This is a genomic window from Paenirhizobium cremeum, from assembly GCF_022884085.1.
GTDB classification, from domain to species: domain Bacteria; phylum Pseudomonadota; class Alphaproteobacteria; order Rhizobiales; family Rhizobiaceae; genus Allorhizobium; species Allorhizobium cremeum.
This window is the reverse complement of sequence record NZ_JAGGCS010000009.1, coordinates 61,154-82,236: the sequence shown is the minus strand read 5'-3', so window position 1 is coordinate 82,236 and position 21,083 is coordinate 61,154. Positions and strand designations below refer to the sequence as shown.

The 21,083-nt window shown below is 64.1% G+C and carries 14 protein-coding genes and 1 pseudogene; 14 read left to right on the top strand and 1 reads right to left on the bottom strand.

Going from position 1 to position 21,083, the window contains the following annotated elements:
- Positions 1 to 812: 812 nt before the first annotated feature.
- The 14 genes and pseudogenes from J5N58_RS16675 to J5N58_RS16610 form a co-directional block, all read left to right on the top strand.
- Positions 813 to 3,797: pseudogene (locus tag J5N58_RS16675) on the top strand (baseplate multidomain protein megatron); the annotation flags it as partial.
- Positions 3,798 to 3,922: 125 nt separating this feature from the next.
- Complete coding sequence (locus J5N58_RS16670; protein ID WP_112827455.1) at positions 3,923 to 4,144, top strand: hypothetical protein; 222 nt, start codon at positions 3,923 to 3,925, stop codon at positions 4,142 to 4,144.
- 82 nt (positions 4,145 to 4,226) lie between these two features.
- Positions 4,227 to 4,514, top strand: a complete 288-nt coding sequence (locus tag J5N58_RS16665) for a hypothetical protein (RefSeq protein ID WP_112827454.1) — start codon at positions 4,227 to 4,229, stop codon at positions 4,512 to 4,514.
- A gap of 76 nt (positions 4,515 to 4,590) precedes the next feature.
- Positions 4,591 to 5,250 carry a response regulator transcription factor gene (locus J5N58_RS16660; RefSeq protein ID WP_112827453.1) on the top strand — a complete coding sequence of 220 codons (660 nt, stop codon included), beginning with the start codon at positions 4,591 to 4,593 and terminating at the stop codon, positions 5,248 to 5,250.
- 1 nt (position 5,251) lies between these two features.
- A complete protein-coding gene (locus J5N58_RS16655) occupies positions 5,252 to 6,649 on the top strand; it encodes an ATP-binding protein (protein WP_112827452.1) in 1,398 nt (465 codons plus the stop codon).
- A gap of 113 nt (positions 6,650 to 6,762) precedes the next feature.
- Positions 6,763 to 7,188 carry a hypothetical protein gene (locus J5N58_RS16650; RefSeq protein WP_112827491.1) on the top strand — a complete coding sequence of 142 codons (426 nt, stop codon included), beginning with the start codon at positions 6,763 to 6,765 and terminating at the stop codon, positions 7,186 to 7,188.
- Between the two features lie 117 nt (positions 7,189 to 7,305).
- A complete protein-coding gene (gene ccmI / locus J5N58_RS16645; RefSeq protein WP_244711729.1) occupies positions 7,306 to 8,451 on the top strand; it encodes a c-type cytochrome biogenesis protein CcmI in 1,146 nt (381 codons plus the stop codon).
- Positions 8,448 to 8,894, top strand: a complete 447-nt coding sequence (gene ccmE, locus J5N58_RS16640; RefSeq protein ID WP_112827450.1) for a cytochrome c maturation protein CcmE — start codon at positions 8,448 to 8,450, stop codon at positions 8,892 to 8,894. Before ccmI ends, ccmE begins: the two co-directional genes overlap by 4 nt.
- Positions 8,891 to 10,885, top strand: coding sequence for a heme lyase CcmF/NrfE family subunit (locus J5N58_RS16635; protein WP_113338859.1), 1,995 nt, complete (start codon positions 8,891 to 8,893; stop codon positions 10,883 to 10,885). The genes ccmE and J5N58_RS16635 overlap by 4 nt, the downstream gene beginning before the upstream one ends.
- A 170-nt stretch (positions 10,886 to 11,055) precedes the next feature.
- Positions 11,056 to 11,487, top strand: coding sequence for a cytochrome c-type biogenesis protein (locus J5N58_RS16630; protein WP_244711962.1), 432 nt, complete (start codon positions 11,056 to 11,058; stop codon positions 11,485 to 11,487).
- A 175-nt stretch (positions 11,488 to 11,662) separates the two neighbouring features.
- Positions 11,663 to 13,219, top strand: a complete 1,557-nt coding sequence (locus J5N58_RS16625) for a Do family serine endopeptidase (protein WP_244711727.1) — start codon at positions 11,663 to 11,665, stop codon at positions 13,217 to 13,219.
- A 143-nt stretch (positions 13,220 to 13,362) separates the two neighbouring features.
- Entirely contained in the window at positions 13,363 to 14,064 is a 702-nt protein-coding gene (locus J5N58_RS16620; protein ID WP_112827490.1) for a response regulator transcription factor, read from the top strand.
- A 7-nt stretch (positions 14,065 to 14,071) separates the two neighbouring features.
- The gene (locus J5N58_RS16615) at positions 14,072 to 15,481 is read left to right on the top strand and encodes a sensor histidine kinase (protein ID WP_112827446.1); all 1,410 of its coding nucleotides are present in this window, start codon (positions 14,072 to 14,074) and stop codon (positions 15,479 to 15,481) included.
- Between the two features lie 68 nt (positions 15,482 to 15,549).
- Positions 15,550 to 18,507 carry a bifunctional [glutamine synthetase] adenylyltransferase/[glutamine synthetase]-adenylyl-L-tyrosine phosphorylase gene (locus J5N58_RS16610; RefSeq protein WP_244711723.1) on the top strand — a complete coding sequence of 986 codons (2,958 nt, stop codon included), beginning with the start codon at positions 15,550 to 15,552 and terminating at the stop codon, positions 18,505 to 18,507.
- A 13-nt stretch (positions 18,508 to 18,520) separates the two neighbouring features.
- Here J5N58_RS16610 and J5N58_RS16605 read toward each other — a convergent pair whose 3' ends face one another.
- Complete coding sequence (locus tag J5N58_RS16605) at positions 18,521 to 20,863, bottom strand: PAS domain-containing sensor histidine kinase (protein WP_112827489.1); 2,343 nt, start codon at positions 20,861 to 20,863, stop codon at positions 18,521 to 18,523.
- Between the last annotated feature and the right edge of the window lie 220 nt (positions 20,864 to 21,083).

Below are 21,083 nucleotides of genomic sequence, written 5' to 3'. Positions count from 1 at the left end.
CGAGCTTTCAAAGGGACAATGGTGCCGCTTTGAAATGGTTGTTCGACATCGTTGAAAGACCTATCCCATGACGGCCGCGATAATGCTCACCAGCGTGAGAACCGTTAGAAGCAACATCAGGGTTATGGCTACGATGCGCATCATCGCGGTGCAAACCGGTATGCTAGAAAGTTGCCTTTGGTGTTCTTGCAGCGCCGGCATCGGAGCAAGGCATTTGCTGTTGCCGTGGTTATCCCGGGATGCATTATCGCCAACCTCCTCACATCGACCGGCCGCCGCCAACCGCAGGGGCAAAAGCCGCTGACCTCATAGTATTGGGGAATATTAGCCAAGGATACGTCATCCAGGCGATAGGTGCCAACTGGCAGGCGGACCGGCTTTGGTGCACCGGAATCGGGGAGGTCGGTAAAAGACCTTCGGGCGAGATAGGCCATATTGCAGGCCTTCCATTTGTCTAGGCAGTCGACACGTTTGCAGCCTAGCCGACGGGCGACTATAGACGGAAACGATCGGACCGATACATCTCCCTCGCGCTCCAGAGCATCGTCAACCCTGAAGGCCTTTATCAATCGGCACCGGCTGCAATGTAGTTGGACGGCCTTGCCACGGTGGGCGGATAGCCATTCGACGTGGCTGGTCCAATGCGGGTACTGTTCATCCATGTCGTTCTCACGAGGATGACCGGCCGCACGCGGTCTAGTAAATTGCCACGCCCCACCGCCGAGGGACGTTAGATCAATTGTCGCGGCACGCCGCCGCCGTCAAGTTTTTTTGTTTTTGTGTGCCAAAGCTAGCGCTAATTTGTGCCAAAGGAAGCGCCGCGCCACAAGAATGAAAGCCGGGGGTGGCGCGTCTGCGGCATGGCGCGCACGGAGGCATGGCTGGTGAGCCGTCACGATGGCGGTCCGGCCTATGGCGGCACGCCCGACGATATGAGCGTGGTCGAGGCGATCCGGGATCTGAAGGCGCGCGGTCTGAAGGTGACGCTCTATCCATTCCTGATGATGGACGTACCGGTTGGCAACGGCTTGCCGGACCCCCATGGCGGCGCGGAACAGGCGCCCTATCCCTGGCGCGGGCGTATCACCTGCCATCCGGCGCCGGGGCGGGCAGGCTCGCCTGACAGGACGGCAGCCGCGCGGAATGCCGTTGCGGCATTTTGCGGTTCGGCTGAGGCTGGCGATTTCACGGTTTCGGGAACTTCCGTTGCCTATGCCTGCGAGGACGAGGGCTATCGGCGGCTGGTGCTGCACTATGCGCTGCTGGCAAAGGCGGCGGGCGGTGTCGACGGCTTCCTGATCGGATCGGAACTGAGAGGGCTGACGACGCTAAGGGACGGGGTGGACGCCTTTCCCTTCGTAGAGGCGCTGGTGGAACTGGCGACAGATGTCAGGGCGATCCTCGGGGCCGGCACGAAGATCACCTATGGCGCGGACTGGAGCGAATATTTCGGCCATCATCCGCAGGACGGGACGGGAAACGTCCATTTCCACCTCGATCCGCTCTGGGCCAGCCCCGCGATCGATGCGGTCGGCATCGACAATTACATGCCGCTCTCCGACTGGCGCGATGGCGATCTGGAGGCCGGCAATCCCGATGGTTTTGCCACGCCCGACGATGCATCGGCGATGGCCGTGCAGATAGCGGGCGGAGAGGGGTTCGACTGGTATTATGCGAGCGATGCCGACCGGGCCGCGCGCATCCGCACGCCTATTACCGACGGGTTGGCCGGCAAGCCCTGGGTCTTCCGCTACAAGGATATCGCCGGCTGGTGGGCGAACCGGCACTATGACAGGGTGAACGGTGCGGAGAAAGCTTTGCCGACGGCATGGACGCCGGGGATGAAGCCGGTCTGGTTCACCGAACTCGGCTGTCCGGCAATCGACAAGGGCGCGAACCAGCCGAATGTCTTCGTCGATCCGAAATCGGCGGAAAGCGCCTTGCCGTATTTTTCGGGAGGGCTGAGGGCCGACAGCCAGCAGCGGCGTTTTCTGGAGGCGCATCTTGGCCATTGGCAAAGCGCTGGCGTGCCGGCCGGCATGGTCGATCCCGACAAGCTTTTTCTCTGGTGCTGGGATGCACGGCCGCAGCCGGCCTTTCCGCTCGACACCGGGCTCTGGGCCGATGGCGGCAACTGGCGGACGGGCCACTGGCTGAACGGGCGGCTGGGCACGGCGACACTTGCCGATACGCTTGCCGCAATCCTCGACGACCACGGTTTTTACGACTACGACGTGTCGGAAGTGGCAGGCGATCTCGGCGGCTATGTGCAGGGTGATCTCGCTTCCGCCCGCGGCCTGATCGAGCCGCTGGCCGAGGACTTCCTGATCGACGTGATCGAGGACGGCGCTGTCCTGCGTTTCCGTTCGCGGGCGGCCGCCGGGCTGGCCGCAACGGCAATGCCGGTTCTTGCCGATATCGAGGGCGAACCGCTTTGGCGGGAAACGCGCGGCCATGACAGCGATTTCGCCGCCGAAGCGATGCTGACCTTCTACGACCCGGCGGCCGATTACGCCGAGGCGAGCGTTCGCTCGCGCCGGGTGGAAGCAGCGACGACGCGCCAGCTCGCCCGCGATCTCGCGGCCGTCATTCCCGAGGAAACGGCGCTCGCGGCAGCGGAATCCATGCTGCGCGACCACCGTATCGGGCGTCGGCGGCTGGAACTTTCACTCGGACCGGGCGAAATCGAGGTGCAGCCAGGGGACATCCTGGCCTTTCCCGAGGGACCTACACGACGCTTCCTTGTCGAAGAAATCGACGACGGTGCGGCTCGGCGGCTGACGCTGCGGGAGGTGGCGGCGGCGACATCCGCGCTCAGGGTCTCGGCGGCGGACGGGCGCGTTCCGGACAATCCGGCATCGGCGGGCTTTGCACCGCTTCTCGCCTTCATGGACCTGCCGCAATACGCGGCGGGAGAGGCGTCGGGCTTCGCGCGGGTCGCGGGCTTCTGCCGGCCATGGCGGAGCATCGCGATATCCGCTTCCGCCGAGGCGGAAGGCTATGGGCTGCGCACCGTTCTCGAACGCCCGGCGACCATGGGCGTGCTGGCCGCTCCGCTGCTGCCCGGGGTCTCGGGGCGCTTCGATATGGCGCGGACGCTGGAAGTGACGCTTTCCTTCGGCGGTCTTTCCTCGGCAAGCCGGCTCGCAGTGCTGAACGGCGCGAACCGGCTGGCGGTGCGTTCGAACGACGGGAGCTGGGAAGTCCTCGCCTTTGCCGACGCAAAAGAGGTTGCTCCGGGACGCTGGCGACTGACTGCCCTGCTATGCGGTCTTGCCGGCACGGAGGATGCGATGGCGGCGGGGGCCGAGGAAGGCGCGGCGGTCGTGCTGCTGGACGAGGCGGTGAAGCCGGTCGGCCTTGCCGGAGAGGAGGCGGGGCTGGCGCTCAACTATATCGCGGAAGCCGTGGGCGGAGCGGGACCGGCCAGGGGACCGTTCGTCTTTGCCGGCGGCACGAGGGCGCAAACGCCTCTCGCGCCGGTGCACCTTCGGGCCGCGAGAGCGCCGGAGGGCGATATCGCACTCGGCTGGGTGCGTCGCGGTCGCGTCGACGCCGACAACTGGTTGGGTGCCGACATTCCGCTCGATGAGGCGGAGGAGGCCTATCGGATCGAAATCCTCGACGGGGGTGCAGTGGTGCGCACCGCGGAGGCCGATGAGGCGCGCTGGATCTATCCACGGGCACTGGAACTTGCCGATTTCGGGGTGGCGCAGACGTCGCTCAGGTTTCGCGTCCGGCAGATCGGGCGGCTGGCGGCAGGTGTCGCTGCCGAGGCGGCGGTGACGGTTGGGTGATGCCCATGCAGCCGTCATGCCGGATCAAGTCCGGCATGACGGAGGTCGGGCGGGCCTTTCTCGATGGAGCGGCCCGATAGCGAACAACCGAAAACAATCAACCAAGCAGCAAAAAGGAGCATGGCATGAACGACCTGAAACAATGGTATCAGTCGAAGACGGTGTGGGGCGCGCTGATCGCAATCGGGGCTTCGACGCTTCGGCTCGCCGGCTTCGAACTCACTGCCGCCGACCAGTTGCAGCTTGCCGATATCGCGGTTTCCGCCGCCGGCGCGCTCGGCGGCCTGCTTGCGATCTACGGGCGCTTGAAGGCCACGCAGGGCATCGAAACACGCAAGATGAACTGATCGTAACCAGCATTCATTTGCCATTCAGACGTCATGCGATACATAATCGGGCAACAGTAAAAGTAGTCCGGAAGAATTAGCTATGGCATCACTGATGGTCATCACGGGTCTGGCGGCGGGCCTCGCGGTTCCCTCGTGGCCCTATTTCGCGTCCGATGCCACGACGCCGGCCCCCGTGCTCGTTCAGTCACAGGACGACAACAACCGCGCAAGAACCGATTGCCGTGCGGCGGCCGCAAGGGCGGTCTCCGAGATCGGCGGGCAGCTTCTTTCCGTCCGCCAGTCCGGTGGCCAGTGCATCATCACCGTGCTCGTGCCCGGCAACGGCAACGAGCGTCCACGCAAGGTCACGATGCAGGTTTCGGAATAACCGAGCTTTCGAACAATGGACCGTCCCGGCGCAGGACCGTGCCGGGACGGATGCAGGCAGGCAGGGGGCAAATCTGATGCGCATTCTCGTCGTCGAGGACGATGTCAATCTCAACCGGCAGCTCGTCGAGGCGCTGCAGGAAGCAGGCTACGTTGTCGACAAGGCCATGGACGGCGAGGAGGGGCATTTTCTCGGCGATACCGAGCCCTACGACGCCGTCATCCTCGATATCGGCCTGCCGGAAATGGACGGCATTACCGTTCTCGAAAAATGGCGGGCGGCGGGCCGGGTCATGCCGGTGCTGATCCTGACCGCGCGCGACCGCTGGAGCGACAAGGTGGCCGGCATCGACGCCGGCGCCGACGATTATGTCGCCAAGCCCTTCCATGTCGAGGAAGTGCTGGCACGCATCCGCGCGCTGATCCGCCGGGCGGCGGGTCACGCCTCCTCGGAAATCGTCTGCGGCCCGATCCGCCTCGACACCAAGAGTTCCAAGGCAACCGTCAACGGCGTGGCGCTGAAGCTGACCTCGCACGAATACAGGCTGCTCTCCTACCTGATGCATCACATGGGCGAGGTCGTATCGCGCACCGAACTCGTCGAGCATCTCTACGACCAGGATTTCGACCGCGATTCCAACACCATCGAGGTCTTTGTCGGACGGCTGCGCAAGAAGATCGGCATCGACATGATTGAGACGGTGCGGGGTCTCGGCTACCGCATCCAAGCGCCCTGACATGGCGCTGAAATCCCTCACGGCAAGGGTTCTCCTGCTGGCGACGCTCTGGTCGGCGGCGGCGCTCGTCACCATTGCCGTGGTGATCTCGGCCCTTTATCGGCAGGGTGTCGAACGCGGTTTCAACAACCTGCTGCGCGCCCAACTCTACAACGTCATCAACTCGGTCTCCGTGAGCGACGGCAACAGCCTCGCCGGCAGTCCGGCACTCGGTGACCTGCGCTTTTCCCAGCCGGAAAGCGGCTGGTACTGGCTGGTCGAGCCGCTCGGCAGCTATGGCGCGGCCCCGCTCGCCTCCACCTCGCTCGGCATGGCCAACCTGCCGGTGCCGGGGCTGGAGGAATATCCCTTCGACGAGCATTACGAGCGCTTCTATCCGATGGAGGACGCCGCCGGAAACCGGCTGAGGGTGGCCGAGACCGAGGTCGTGCTCGACGGCGAGGGGCGCGCGGCGCGTTTTCGCGTTTCCGGCAATCTCGAAGTGGTCGAGGAGGAAATTTCCTTCTTCTCGACCAGGCTCTATGCAGCTCTCGCTCTGTTCGGCTTCGGCGGGCTCGTGGTCAACGGCCTTGCCATTCTCTACGGCCTGAAACCGCTCGACCGGGCGCGGCGGGCGCTGGAAAAGATCCGCGGCGGCGAGGCGGAGCGCATCGAAGGCGAGTTTCCGCGCGAGATCCAGCCGCTCGCCAACGAGATCAACGCGCTGATCGACAGCAACCGGCGCATCGTCGAGCGCGCCCGCATGCAGGTCGGCAATCTCGCCCATTCGCTGAAGACGCCGATCGCCGTCCTGCTCAACGAGGCGAGGACGCTCGACAAGACCCATGGCGAGGTGGTGGTAAGCCAGGCCGAGGCCATGCAGGGCCAGGTGACCTCCTATCTCAACCGTGCCCGCATCGCCGCCCAGAGGGACTCGGTGCTTGCCCGTACCGAGGCGGAGCCGGTGCTCGAACGCCTCGTCAGGGTCATGCGGCGGCTCAATCCCGAGACCGAATTCCGCCTCAGCGTCGCTCCGGGGCTGACCTTCGCGATGGAGCAGCAGGATGTCGAGGAAACCGTGGGCAACCTTCTCGAAAACGCGGCGCGCTTCGCCAAGAAGCTGGTCACAGTGCGCGCCGTGCATACCGATTCCGGCGCGGGCGGAACCGACGCCTCCCGGCGCAATTGGATCGAGGTCACCGTGGACGACGACGGGCCGGGGCTGAAGCCGGACCAGATCGGCGAGGCATTGAAGCGCGGCAAGCGGCTGGACGAGAGCAAGCCGGGAACCGGACTCGGCCTTTCGATCGTCAAGGAGATTTCCAGCGAATATCAGGGGGCTTTCGGCCTCTCCCGTGCGGAAATCGGCGGATTGAAGGCGAGACTTGTGCTGCCGGCCGTGACAAGAGACACTGCATGATCGATATTTTCCATGAAAAAACAATGCCGGCCATAAAGATGCCATGTGCATGCCGCAGCAGAGCGAGGATTGACGTGACAATCGGATGTTTCGACGAGACCTGGGCTGGATCGATGGGAGATACGCGCATTCGTTCGGTGGCGCTGGCGGCGCTGACGGCGCTGGCATTGACCGGCTGCTCCACCACAGGGGGATCGCGCGGCGGCCTCGTGTCGTCGGGCAAGGCGGACGCCTCGGCCCTTTATATCTCCGCGCTGCAGGGCGGCATTGTGTCGCGGTCTGGCGTCAAGCTTTCCAATAGCGAGCGTCAGCGGGCGCTCGAAGCCGAATACCGCGCGCTGGAGGCGGCTCCCGGCGGCCAGCCGGTGGCCTGGACGAGCGACGGCGTCAGCGGGCAGGTGGTCGCGGCGGCGCCCTATCAGGTCGGCCAGCAGAACTGCCGTCAATATACCCACAAGCTGGTGGACAACGGCAAGCAGATCGAGGCGAGGGGCGCGGCCTGCCGCAACAGCGACGGCACCTGGACGCCCTTGACATAAGTCAAGGCTTGCTGGCGTTCTCTCCCTTACTGCTCGGCTTGCGGCCAAACGCCTCAACTTTGCGTCATCGGCCGTTTGTCTGTTGGAATGAGCTTCGGCTTGAAGTAATTGGGCGCCATGCTGTACTGGATCATTTCCGCTCTCCTGACGGTTGCCGTCGCCGTCGTCCTGCTGCTGCCCCTGCTCAAGGAGTCGGTCGCGGAGCCGGATGACGACAGCGGAGAAGCGGCCGTTTACCGCGACCAGTTGCGAGAACTCGAGCGCGACAAGGGCCTTGGGCTGATCTCCACCGAAGACGCCGACTATGCTCGCGCCGAGATCGGACGCCGGTTGCTGTCGGTGTCCGCGGGCAAGCCGCAGGCCGACGCTGCGAAGGCCGTTCGAAAGAGCCACCATCCGCTGGCGCAAGCCTTCGTCATCCTCTGTCTTCCCGCGATCGGGCTCGGGCTCTATCTGCTGACCGGCAGCCCCGGCACGCCTTCGGCACCGCTTGCCGAGCGTCTGGAAAACCCCGGCAACAATCTCGAGCTTCTGGTCGCCAAGGCCGAGCGTCACCTGGCGGAAAATCCCAATGACGGGGCGGGCTGGGACGTGCTGGCGCCGATCTATTTCAAGAGCGAACGCATCGGCGACGCCGAACTCGCCTACCGCAATGCAATCCGGTTTCTCGGGCCGAACCCGGCGAGGATGAGCGGTCTCGGCGAAGTGCTTGTGGCGGGCAATGGCGGTATCGTCACCGAGGATGCCCGCTCGGCTTTCGAGGAGGCGCTGCGCCTCGATGCCAACAATCCGCGCGCCGAATTCTATCTTGCGCTGGCGCTCGAACAGGGGGGCAAGCGGGCGGAGGCGAAGGCCGCCTTCGAAAAGCTTCTGGCTGCCTCGCCCAAGCAGGCGCCGTGGGTGCCTCTGGTCAGCCAGCACATCGCCGCCAACAGCGGCGAAGTACCCGCAGCCGCACCGGCGGCGCCCGGAAATCCGACGGAGGCCGAAGTGGCGGCCGCCCAGGACATGTCCGCCGGCGACCGCATGGCGATGATCCGCGGCATGGTGGAAAGCCTGGACGCCAAGCTCAAGCAAGACCCGAAGAACTTCGAGGGATGGATGCGCCTCGTGCGCTCCTATGCGATGCTCAAGGAACCGGAACGCGCGGTCGGCGCATTGAAGGACGGACTTGCCACCTTCCCCGCCGACGGGGCGGAAGGCAAGCAACTGATCGCCATGGCCCGGGAACTCGGCCTGCCGGTTGAGGAGGCACTGAAATGACCCGCAAGCAGAAGAGACTGGCCGTGATTGCCGGCGGCATGAGCTTCATCATCGCAGCCGTGCTGCTGATGATGTTCGCCTTCGGCCAGTCGGTCGCCTATTTCTACATGCCCGCGGACCTCGAAAAAACGGCCGTCGGCCCGGGCACCCGCATCCGTCTCGGCGGCCTCGTGGCCGAGGGATCGGTGGTCCGCGGGGAAGGCTCGACCGTCAAGTTCTCCGTCACCGACGGGACCGGCACGGTGCCCGTCACCTATACTGGCATCCTCCCGGACCTCTTCCGCGAGGGACAGGGCGTGGTGACCGAAGGCGTCTTCGACACCTCCGGCGGTTTCGTCGCCGACAGCGTGCTTGCCAAGCATGACGAGAACTACATGCCGAAGGAAGTCGCCGACCGGCTCAAGAAGGACGGCGTCTGGGAAGGCGAGGGGAAGACCCAATGATTATCGAACTCGGACACTATGCCCTGGTGCTGACGCTGGCGACGGCGCTGATCGTGTCCGTGCTTCCGGTGATCGGCGCGCGAAAGGGCGACAAGGCGCTGATGTCGGTCGCCGTCACCGGCACGCTGGCGGAATTCGCGCTGGTCGTCTTCTCCTTCGGCGTATTGACCTGGGCCTATATGGTCTCCGACTTTTCGCTGCAGAACGTATGGGAGAATTCCCATTCGCTGATGCCGGCGATCTACCGTTTCTCGGGCGTCTGGGGCAATCATGAAGGCTCGATGATGCTCTGGCTGCTGATCCTGAGCCTGTTCAGCGCCCTCGTCGCCTTCTTCGGGCGGAACCTGCCGGAACGACTGAAGGCCAATGTGCTGGCCGTGCAGGGCTGGATTACAACGGCCTTCACCCTGTTCATCCTTTTGACCTCGAACCCGTTCATCCGCATTTCGCCGGTGCCGGCGGAAGGCAAGGATCTGAACCCCGTGCTGCAGGATGTCGGCCTCGCCATCCATCCGCCGCTCCTCTATCTCGGCTATGTCGGCTTCTCGGTCTGTTTCTCCTTCGCCATCGCCGCCCTGATCGACGGACGGATCGATGCGGCCTGGGCCCGCTGGGTGCGGCCGTGGACACTCGCCGCCTGGACTTTCCTCACCGCCGGCATCGCCATGGGTTCCTACTGGGCCTATTACGAACTCGGCTGGGGCGGCTGGTGGTTCTGGGACCCGGTCGAAAACGCCTCCTTCATGCCCTGGCTTGCTGGCACGGCGCTTCTGCATTCGGCGCTGGTCATGGAAAAGCGCGATGCGCTGAAGATCTGGACCGTACTGCTTGCCATCCTGACATTCTCGCTGTCTCTGCTCGGAACCTTCCTCGTGCGCTCGGGCGTTCTGACCTCGGTGCATGCCTTCGCCACCGATCCGAGCCGCGGCATCTTCATTCTCTGTATCCTGACGCTCTTCATCGGCGGGGCTTTCACGCTGTTTGCGCTTCGCGCGCCGATGCTGAAGGCGGGCGGCCTGTTCCAGCCCATTTCGCGCGAAGGGGCGCTCGTTCTCAACAACCTCATCCTGACGGTCTCGACCGCCACGGTGCTGATCGGCACGCTCTATCCGCTGCTGCTCGAAACGCTGACGGGCGAGAAGATTTCGGTCGGCGCGCCGTTCTTCAACCTGACCTTCGGCCTTCTGATGACGCCGCTTCTGGTGGCCGTGCCGTTTGGGCCGCTCCTGGCGTGGAAGCGTGGCGATCTGCTCGGCGCCATGCAGCGGCTGTTCGCGGCCGCTGTCATCGCCTTCCTGTTCGCCATCCTCGTCTACTACGTCGAAAACGGCGGGCCGGTGCTGGCCGTGTTCGGGCTTGCCGCCGGTTTCTTCCTGGTTTTCGGGGCGCTTTCCGATCTCTGGTATCGCTCAGCCTTCGGCAAGGTGCCGTTCAAGGTCGCCCTTGGCCGCCTGAACGGCCTGCCGCGCTCGGCGATCGGCACGGCGCTCGCCCATCTCGGCTTCGGCGTCACCGTGCTCGGCATCGTCGCCGTCACCACCTTCGAGACCGAAACCGTCCTCGAGATGAAGCCCGGCATGACGGCCGAGGCCGGCGGCTACACCATTACCTTCGACGGCATGAAGCAGGCGGTCGGGCCGAACTACACCGAGGATCGCGGCCACTTCACCATCCGCCAGGGCGGCGTCGACAAGGGCGATTTCTGGTCCTCCAAGCGGCTCTACACGGCGCGGCGCATGCCGACGACGGAAGCCGGCATCCGCACCTTCAACCTCGTCAGCCAGCTCTATGTTTCGCTCGGCGATCCGATGGACGACGGCGGCATCGTCGTCCGCGTCTGGTGGAAGCCCTATATTCTCTGCATCTGGTACGGCGCGCTCATCATGATGGTCGGTGGCTTCGTCTCGCTCTCCGACCGCCGCCTGCGGGTCGGTGTGCCGAAGCGGGCAGCCAAGGTCGTGGCGCCTGCGGCGCTGGGAGCGGCGGAATGAGGACGGTAGCTTCTTCTCGGATAAACCCCTCTCCAACCCCTTCCCACAAGCGGGAGGGGCTTAACCGCCTCACTTGGCTGTCAGGGTGGGCGCAAGACCTTGCCGCGCGTTTTCTCCCCCCTCGTGGGGGAGAGGGCCGGCAGGCCAGAGGGGGACTTGCTTCATTCCTTCTGATTTTTCTCCTCCTAGCCCCCCTTCCGGCGCTGGCCGTCAATCCGGACGAAATTCTGCCCGACCCGAAGCTCGAGCAGCGGGCGAGGGATCTTTCGGCGCAATTGCGCTGCATGGTCTGCCAGAACCAGTCGATCGATGATTCGAATGCCGAGCTTGCCCGCGACCTGCGGCTCCTCGTGCGCGAGCGGATCGTCAACGGCGACAGCGACCAGCAGGTGATCGACTACGTCGTGTCGCGCTATGGCGAATTCGTGCTGCTGAAACCGCGCCTGTCCATGCACACGCTGCTGCTCTGGGGGCTTCCCGGAGTGCTCTTCGTCATCGGTCTCGGCGTTGCTTTCGGTTATGCCCGCGGCCGGGCAAAACCCGTTCCGCAGAAGCTTTCCGCCGACGAGGAAGCGCGTCTCGGCAAGCTGCTCGACGAGTGACGGAGGCCGTCCGGCCCGCGCGTACATCGCGTTTTCGGGCCTTTCGGAAAGATTACCAAGTTTTCATCCTCCGTACAGTTCGCAGTAAGGTGACGCGGCCTATATCTCCTTCATCCACCGCTTCCCGCCGGGTTCTCCCGGTCTCCAGCAAGAAGAACAGATGAAGGTAACATCCATGTCTGAAAAGAACGGTCGCTCCAACCTCAAGACGATCCTGAAGAACTCGACCGCAGCCGGCCTTGCCGCGCTGATGTTGGCCGGCGCTCTTCCGGTCGCCGTCAATTCGGCCTATGCGGAAGCCGTCAGGGTTCAGGCCGCACAGGTTCCGAGCTTCGCCGACGTCGTGGCCGCCGTTTCGCCGGCCGTCGTTTCCGTCCGCGTTCAGTCCAACGTCCAGAACACTTCCGACGAGAGCAACTTCTCGTTCAACTTCGGCGGTCGCGGCTTCGACGATCTTCCCGACGACCATCCGCTGAAGCGCTTCTTCAAGGAATTCGGCATGCCGGGCCCGGACGGCAGGGACCGCGGTCCGAATGCCGACCCGCGTGAACACCGGGAAGGCAAGGGCCGCCTGCGCCCGACCTCGCAGGGCTCCGGCTTCTTCATCTCCGAAGACGGCTACATCGTCACCAACAACCACGTCGTCGACGACGGCGCCGCCTTCACCATCGTGATGAACGACGGCAAGGAACTCGATGCCAAGCTGGTCGGTAAGGACAGCCGCACCGACCTCGCGCTGCTCAAGGTCGACAATCCCAAGCAGAAATTCACCTATGTCGACTTCGCCGATGACGAGGCGATGCGCGTCGGCGACTGGGTCGTTGCCGTCGGCAACCCCTTCGGTCTCGGCGGAACGGTGACGGCCGGCATCATCTCGGCCCGTGGCCGCGATATCGGCTCCGGCCCCTATGACGACTACATCCAGATCGACGCCGCCGTGAACCGCGGCAATTCGGGTGGCCCGGACTTCAACCTGGCCGGTCAGGTGGTCGGCATCAACACCGCCATCTTCTCGCCTTCCGGCGGCAATGTCGGTATCGCCTTCGCCATCCCGGCATCGGTCGCCAAGGACGTGATCGCCAAGCTCAAGGAAGGCGGCAGCGTGCAGCGCGGCTGGTTGGGCGTTCAGATCCAGCCGGTAACCCAGGATATCGCCGACTCGCTCGGCCTGTCCGAAGCGAGCGGCGCGCTGGTTGTCTCGCCGCAGGCCGGTTCGCCGGGCGACAAGGCCGGCATCAAGCAGGGCGACGTCGTGACCGCCGTCAACGGCGAGCCGGTCAAGGACCCCCGCGATCTCGCCCGCCGTATCGCTGCCTTCGCACCTGGAACCCAGGTCGACGTATCCCTGTGGCGTGAAGGCAAGGCGGTTTCCGTCAAGGTCGATCTCGGCACCCTGCCGAGCGAGCAGGCGCTCGCCGGCGAAGGAAGCGAGGGCAGCAGCCAGGCTCCGGCCACCGAGCAGGCGCTCGCCAACATGGGCATCTCCGTTGCTCCGGCCGAAGATGGCAAGGGCCTGTCGATCATCGATGTCGATCCGGACTCCGACGCCGCCGACAAGGGCATGAAGGCCGGCGAGAAGATCACCTCCGTCAACAACCAGCCGGTCGCCTCGGCGGCCGACGTGATGAAGGTGATTGACCAGGCCAAGAAGGACGGACGCACCAAGGCGCTGTTCCAGATCGAATCGGACAACGGCAGCCGCTTCGTGGCCCTTCCGATCAACCAGGGCTGATGCCCCTCGGCACTGACTGACCGCGGGGCGCCGAAGATCGGGTCTTCGGCGCCCCGTTTGTCTAAACGGAAAACAAGGACGAGAGCATGAATTCCGGAGGAAGCGGGACTGTGGGACCAGCCGATTCCGGTTGTGCCGATGGCATGGCCGGCGGTAATGTCGCGCACATGAAGATATTGGTTATTGAAGACGACCTGGAAGCCGCCGCCTACATGACGAAGGCTTTCCGTGAGGCGGGCATTGTCGCCGATCATGCCAGCGATGGCGAAAGCGGCCTGTTCATGGGGTCGGAGAATGCCTATGACGTGATGGTCATCGACCGCATGCTGCCGCGCCGCGACGGGCTTTCCGTCATCAGCGAACTGAGGAAGCGCGGCATCGATACGCCGGTGCTGATCCTCTCCGCGCTCGGGCAGGTCGACGACCGGGTGACCGGCCTTCGCGCAGGCGGCGACGACTACCTTCCCAAGCCCTATGCGTTTTCAGAATTGCTGGCCCGCGTCGAAGTGCTCGGCCGCCGCAAGGGCAAGCCGGAACAGGATATGATGTACCGTGTCGGCGATCTCGAACTCGACCGGCTGTCCCACGAGGTCAAGCGTGCCGGCAAGGAAATCCTGCTGCAGCCGCGCGAATTCCGCCTTCTCGAATACCTGATGAAGAATGCCGGCCAGGTGGTGACCCGCACCATGCTGCTCGAAAACGTCTGGGACTATCATTTCGATCCGCAAACCAACGTCATCGACGTGCATGTCTCCCGGCTTCGCTCCAAGATCGAGAAGGATTTCGACAAGCCGCTGCTGAAGACCGTTCGCGGCGCAGGTTACATGATTAAGGACGAAGGCTGATATCGGGATGAGCCGCGCCAAGCTCCTGTTCAAGTCGACGGCCGTCCGGCTGTCGGCGCTTTACATCGGTCTCTTCGCCCTGTGCGCGGCGCTGCTCGTCATCTATGTGACGGCGCTTTCCGAGCGCATCCTCTACACCCAGACGCGCGACTCGCTGAAGGAAGAGGTTCAGGAAATCACGACGGCCTATGAGCGTGGCGGCATCAATCGCCTTCTCGCGATCATGGAGCGCCGCGCCCGCCAGCCGGGCGCCAATCTTTACGTGATCGCCGGACCGAATGGCGAGATCCTCGCCGGCAACGTCGCCTCGGTTCAGCCCGGCGTGTTCGATCACGAGGGCTGGACGGACTTTCCCTTCCGATATGAGCGTTACAACGAGAGCGGCGATGTGCAGCGGCACGTGGCGGCGGGTCATGTCTTCTTCCTCGACAACAGCCTGAGAGTGCTGGTCGGCCGGGATCTTGGCGAACCCACAAAACTGCGGCTGCTGGTGCGGCAGGCCCTGATGGTGGCGCTCGCGATCATGGGGACCGGCGCGGTCATCATCTGGTTCGCGATCGGCCGCAATGCCCTGAAGCGCATCGACCGCGTCTCGGCCGCCAGCAAGAAGATCATGGCGGGCGATCTCTCGGAGCGGCTGCCGGTGTCCGGCTCCGGCGACGAGTTCGACCGTCTCTCCTCTTCGCTGAACGAGATGCTGGGCCGCATCGAGAAGCTGAACGAGGGCCTGCGCCAGGTCTCGGACAATATCGCTCACGACCTGAAGACGCCGCTGACCCGTCTGCGCAACAAGGCCGCCGACGCGCTGAGCGAGGACGACGACGCGACCCGCAGGACGGCTCTGGAAGGCATCATCGCCGAATCCGACCAGCTGATCCGCACCTTCAACGCGCTCCTGATGATCTCGCGCGTCGAGGCGGGCTCGATCGCAGCCGAACTGACGGACATCGATCTTTCGGCCATCGCCGCCGACAGCGCGGAGCTTTACGAACCGGTGGCGGAGGAGGCGGGGCTGACGCTCGAAACCGAGATTGCGCCGGGTCTCTCCGTAAGGGGAAATCGCGAACTCGTCGGCCAGGCAATCTCCAACCTCATCGACAACGCCATAAAATACGGCGCCGAGGGAGATCGCGACCGCAAGGTGAAGGTGACCGTCGCCAAGACCGGCGCCGGCGTGGAACTCCGGGTTTCCGACAGCGGGCCGGGCGTTGCCGCCGACAAGCGGGAAGAAGTGGTCAAGCGCTTCGTCCGCCTGGATAAGAGCCGATCCAAGCCCGGAACGGGTCTTGGTCTCTCGCTGGTCTGCGCGATCATGGCGCTGCATGGCGGTCGCCTCGAACTTTCCGATACCCATCAGGACGACGCCCCCGACAAGGGCTTGACCGCGGCCATGGTCTTTCCCGGCCAGAAGCCCTAACTTTGCCTCGCGAAACGGGATTCGGGGGAGAGGACCCCGGCAATTTCGCCCGGAGGGAGGCCTGTGAGATGAGGCAAGCAGAGACGACACGTCTGGCGGAGGTTGCGGCGGATGTGATCCGGCCATTCAACCAGGCGGAGCTGAAATCGGTCCTATCGACGCTCAAGGATGCGGGCAGGAACGAACCGGCCATCGCGGATCTGCTGGCGAATGAAGGGCCGCTGAAGAGCTTCGTCACGGCGGCGCTGACGCTTTCCCCTTACCTGCGGGAGGTTGCGAACCTTTCGCCGTCGCTGCTCGCCGATGCCATCGAAAAGCCGATCGTGCCCATGCTGGAGACGCTGGTTGCCACGGCGCGCGATGCCTGGAAAGGCGAGCCCGGCGGACCGCCGGCCACCGAGGCGCAGGTGATGTCGCGGCTGAGGGTCGCCAAGCGCAAGGCAGCCTTCCTGACCGCGCTTGCCGATCTGGCGCGGATTTTCGACGCACGCGACACCACGCGCTGGCTGAGCGCCATTGCGGACGCATCGGTGGCAGCCGCAATCGACCATCTGCTCGTCGCAGGCCAGGAGGCGGGCAAACTGACCCTCAAGAACCCTTCCGAGCCTTCGATGGGAAGCGGCCTGATCGTGCTCGGCATGGGCAAGCTCGGCGCCTGCGAACTCAACTATTCCTCCGATGTCGATCTCGTCGTCTTCTTCGAGCCGGAAGCGGGCATCCTCGCCGCGCCCGAGGATGCGACGGAGACCTATGGCCGGATGATGCGCCGGCTGGTGCGCATCCTGCAGGAGCGCACGGCCGACGGCTATGTCTTCCGCACCGATCTTCGCCTGCGTCCTGATCCGGGTTCGACGCCGCTTGCCGTGCCCGTGGAGGCGGCGCTTCTCTATTACGAGGGGCGGGGGCAGAACTGGGAGCGCGCCGCCTATATCAAGGCCCGTCCCATCGCCGGCGACCTTGTGGCCGGCGAGCAGTTCCAGCGGGAACTGGTACCCTTCGTTTTCCGGAAATATCTCGACTATGCGGCGATTGCCGACATTCATTCGATCAAGCGGCAGATCCACGTCCACAAGGGCCACGGAGCGATTGCGGTCAAGGGACACAATGTCAAGCTCGGCCGTGGCGGCATCCGCGAGATCGAATTCTTCGCCCAGACGCAGCAATTGATCGCCGGCGGGCGCATGCCGGAACTGAGGGTGCGGCCGACGGAAGCCGCTCTTCGCGCGCTTGCCGGCGCGAACTGGATCGACGGCGAGACCTGCGAGGAACTGATCGCCTGTTACTGGTTCCTGCGCGATATCGAGCATCGAATCCAGATGGTTCATGACGAGCAGACTCATCTTCTGCCCGATACGGAGGCGGAACTTCGCCGCATCGCCTTCATGACCGGCTTTTCCGACACGGCGGGTTTCTCCGCCAGGCTGGAAAACGTGCTGAAGACCGTCGAGCGCCGTTACGCGCGTCTGTTCGAGCATGAGGAAAAGCTGTCGACGGCGACGGGAAACCTGGTCTTCACCGGACAGCAGGACGACCCGGACACGCTGAAGACGCTGAAAAGCCTCGGCTTCGAGCGGCCGGAGGATATTTCCCGCGTCATTCGCACCTGGCATTACGGCCGCTATCGCGCCACGCAATCCGTCGAGGCGCGAGAACGCCTGACAGAACTGATGCCCGAGCTTCTCAAGGCCTTCGGCGAAAGCCGCCGTGCGGACGAAGCCCTGCTGCGCTTCGATAATTTCCTCTCAGGCCTGCCTGCCGGCATCCAGCTCTTCTCCTTGCTCGGCAACAATCCGGCATTGCTCGACCTGATCGTCAACATCATGTCGTCGGCGCCGAGGCTTGCCGAGATCATCGCCCGGCGTCCCCATGTCTTCGACGGCATGCTCGATCCCGGCCTGATGGTGGAACTGCCGACCCGCGACTACCTGGCGAAAAGGCTCGCCTCCTTCCTGAACGGCAGCCGCTTCTACGAAGAAATTCTCGATCGCCTCCGGATCTTCGCGGCTGAACAGCGGTTCCTCATCGGCATACGCCTGCTCACGGGGGCCATCGGGGGCACACAGGCCGCCCATGCCTTCACCGATCTCGCAGGCCTAGTCATCGGTGAGACGCTGAAGGCCGTGGTGGAGGAAATGGAGGCAAGCCACGGGCGCATCGAAGGTGGCACCGTGGCGCTTGCGGGCATGGGCAAGCTCGGCAGTTTCGAGCTGACGGCCGGGTCGGACGTCGATCTCATCCTTCTCTACGAACATGCGGACGACGCGGGCGATTCCGACGGGCCGAAGCCGCTCGACCCGGTCCGCTATTTCACCCGGATGACGCAGCGCCTCATCGCCGCCCTTTCGGCGCCGACTGCCGAGGGAGTTCTCTACGAGGTGGACATGCGGCTCAGGCCCTCCGGCAACAAGGGGCCGGTCGCGACCCGTTTGCGTGCCTTCGAGAAATACCAGCTCGAGGAAGCCTGGACCTGGGAACACATGGCGCTGACGCGCGCGCGGCTTATCTGCGGTGACGAGGATCTTGCCGAGCGCACGAGGGCCATCATCGAGACCGTGCTTGCAAGGCCAAGAAAAGAAGCCGGCATCGCCGCTGACGTGGCGGAAATGCGCGCCCTGATCGAAAAGGAAAAGCCGTCGCGCGACATTTGGGATTTCAAGCTCATCCCGGGCGGGTTGATCGACATTGAATTCATCGCGCAATACCTCGCCCTGATCGCCAAGGGCAGAGGCGTCGATGTGCATGTGAACGGGCATTCGACGGCGGATGCCCTCAGGCAGTTGGGCGGCGTCCTGCTCGATCCGAACGATCTTGAAACCTGCCTGACGGCGCTCCGGCTCTATACGGATCTCTCACAGGTAATCCGTCTTTGCATCGACGGTCCCTTCGATCCGGACAACGTGCCCGCCGGCCTCGCCGATCTCGTCTGCCAGGCCGGTGACTGCCCGGATCTGAAGACGCTGGAGGCGGAGGTGAGGCGGCTCTCGAAGGCGACGCGGAAGGTGTTCCAGAACATCGTGAAGACTTGAGCGCGTCGGCGTTTCAGGCCGCGCAATCCTGCCGTTCCACAGATATCCGGTCCGGAATTCTGACCGAGACCACCGTACCGCGGCCTTCGCAGGAACGTATCCTGAGGTCGCCGCCGTGCATGCCGACGAGCGAGCGGGAGATGGCGAGACCAAGGCCGGAGCCGCCATTGCTCTTGGCGTACTGACTCTGCACCTGTTCGAACGGATGCCCGATCTTCGACAGGGCGGATTTGGGGATGCCGATGCCGGTGTCGGCGATGGTGATCGTGACCGCATCGCCGATCCTGCGGGCGCGCAGCGCGATGCGGCCGCCGGCTTCCGTGAATTTCACCGCATTCGACAGGATGTTGAGCAGGATCTGCTTCATTGCGCGCCGGTCCGCGTTCATCGTCAGGCTGGGCGAAACGCGCTGCCGGATCAGTATGTTCTTCTCGTCCGCCGGGATGGCGGTAAGCCGCATGCTTTCCTCGATCAGCGCGTCGAGATCGATGGTCTCGCGGCGGATCTTCATCTGTCCCGCCTCGATCTTCGACATGTCGAGGATATCGTTGATGAGGTTCAGCAGATGCTTGCCGCTGTCATGGATATCGCGTGCATATTCGGAATATTTCGGCGAGCCGATCGGGCCGAACATGCCGGCGACGAGGATTTCCGAAAAGCCGAGGATGGCGTTGAGCGGAGTTCTGAGCTCATGGCTCATATTGGCGAGGAATTCGGATTTCGCCTTGTTGGCGGCCTCGGCGCGTTCCTTTTCCGCGAGGTAGTTGGTGTTGGCGACGGAAAGTTCGGCCTTCTGACGCTCCAGCTTCTTCTGCGAGGCGGAAAGATCGCCGATCGTCGCCATCAGGCGCCGTTCCTGGTCACGCAACCGCTCCTGATGGCGCTTCAGGAGGGTAATGTCGGTTCCGACGGACACGAGGCCGCCGTCGCGTGTCCGGCGTTCGTTGATCTGCAGCCAGCGCTCGTCGGCAAGTTGCACCTCGGTAGTGCGCGAATTGCTGCCGAGATCGGGGTCGGCGATGCGGCGCTGGATAATCGGCCGCGCAGCCGCGGCCTGCACCACCGCGCGCTCGGTACCGGGCACAAGGATGCTGTCCGGCAGGCCGTAGACTTGCTGGAAATGCGCGTTGCACATCACCAGGCGGTCGTTCTTGTCCCACAGAACGAAGGCCTCGGAGGTGCATTCGATCGCGTCTGCGAGCCGCTGGTCGGCTTCGGCGTAGCGCTGGGCAAGGCGATGCTGCTCGGTGACGTCCATGGCGATGCCGATGACGTGCAGGCAGCCGGTGTTGGAACGGATGACCTGGGCGCGGGCGCGCATCCAGACATAATGGCCGTTGGCATGGCGCATGCGGAAGACCTGATCGATCTGCCGGGAATTGCCTTTGCCGATGGCGCGGGCAAGCGCATAGAGATTGCCGTCGGCCGGATGCATGAGCCTGGCGGCGTCGGCAAAGGTCAGCATGTCCTCGGACGGTGAAAGTCCAAGCATCTCGTACATCGAGCGCGACCAGAAGAGCTTGCGCGAGGCGAGGTCGAAGTCCCAAAGGCCGCAGCGGCCGCGCGACAGCGCCGTCTCCACCCTGACATTGGTCTCGAGAAAGATCTCGTCCGCGTCGCGGGCGCGCTTCACCTGCTGGAAATAGGCGTAGAGGATGACAAGCAGGATCAGGGAGATGCCGGAAAACAGCGTGACGTTGAGCGAGATTTCGCTGCGCCAAAATGTCGTGGCACCCTCAAGCGAATGGGCCGCCAGAATGAGTGCGCCCTCGGCTCCGACGGGCGTGACCACGGCGAAATGACGGATGCCGCCGATATCGGTCTCGATTGCGCCGCTGCGATCGGTAAAGCGCCGGATGGTGGTGACCTCCGGCAGGAGTGCGCCGAGCGGCAGGCCGACATAGCCGGAGCCGGCCGAGGTGGCGGCATAGATGCTTCCGCCGGCATCGACGAGCAGGACGAAGGCGCCATCCGCCATCCGCTCCTGCGGCAGGAAGCGCGCCAGCGCCGCCTCGGAGCCTGATCGGTCGGCCTTGGTGAAAAGTTCCGGCTGCGTCGTTAGCGCGGCGTTGGCAGCCGCCGATATCAGTGCCGTCGACTGACGCACCGCACTTTCGATGCGTGCATGTTCGGAAAGAATGCCGGCCGTGCGTGCAAGTGCGACGACCGCGAGAAACGCCAGGATGAGCACCGGAATGGAGCGTCGAAGGATCGTCTCCACCCGTCGGGACGCCCCGACGTCTGCGCCGGCAAGCGTCGCGATCCCCGTCGAAAGGGTTTCCAAAAGAGCCGAAAACACGGTAGTTTTAAGCCGCAACCGTTCATCGGCTGCGGTTGCCCGCTGCGCGTTCGACATCGTCCCCTGCCTCGATTTCCTCGTGTGATTCGAGACGCCGCCGCCCGAATCTGACTTAATGAATCATTGCTGATTCGCCTTGTCCAGACCGGGGTGATGAACAAAATCTTAAGCCATTATTCCGAATCGTCTTTTTTTCTGCGAGACGCGCCAAACGCTTGAATCTGATTGGAAAGACGGCGGTGTCCCGTCCGTATCCGAGGGCGGGCGGGGCGAGGCC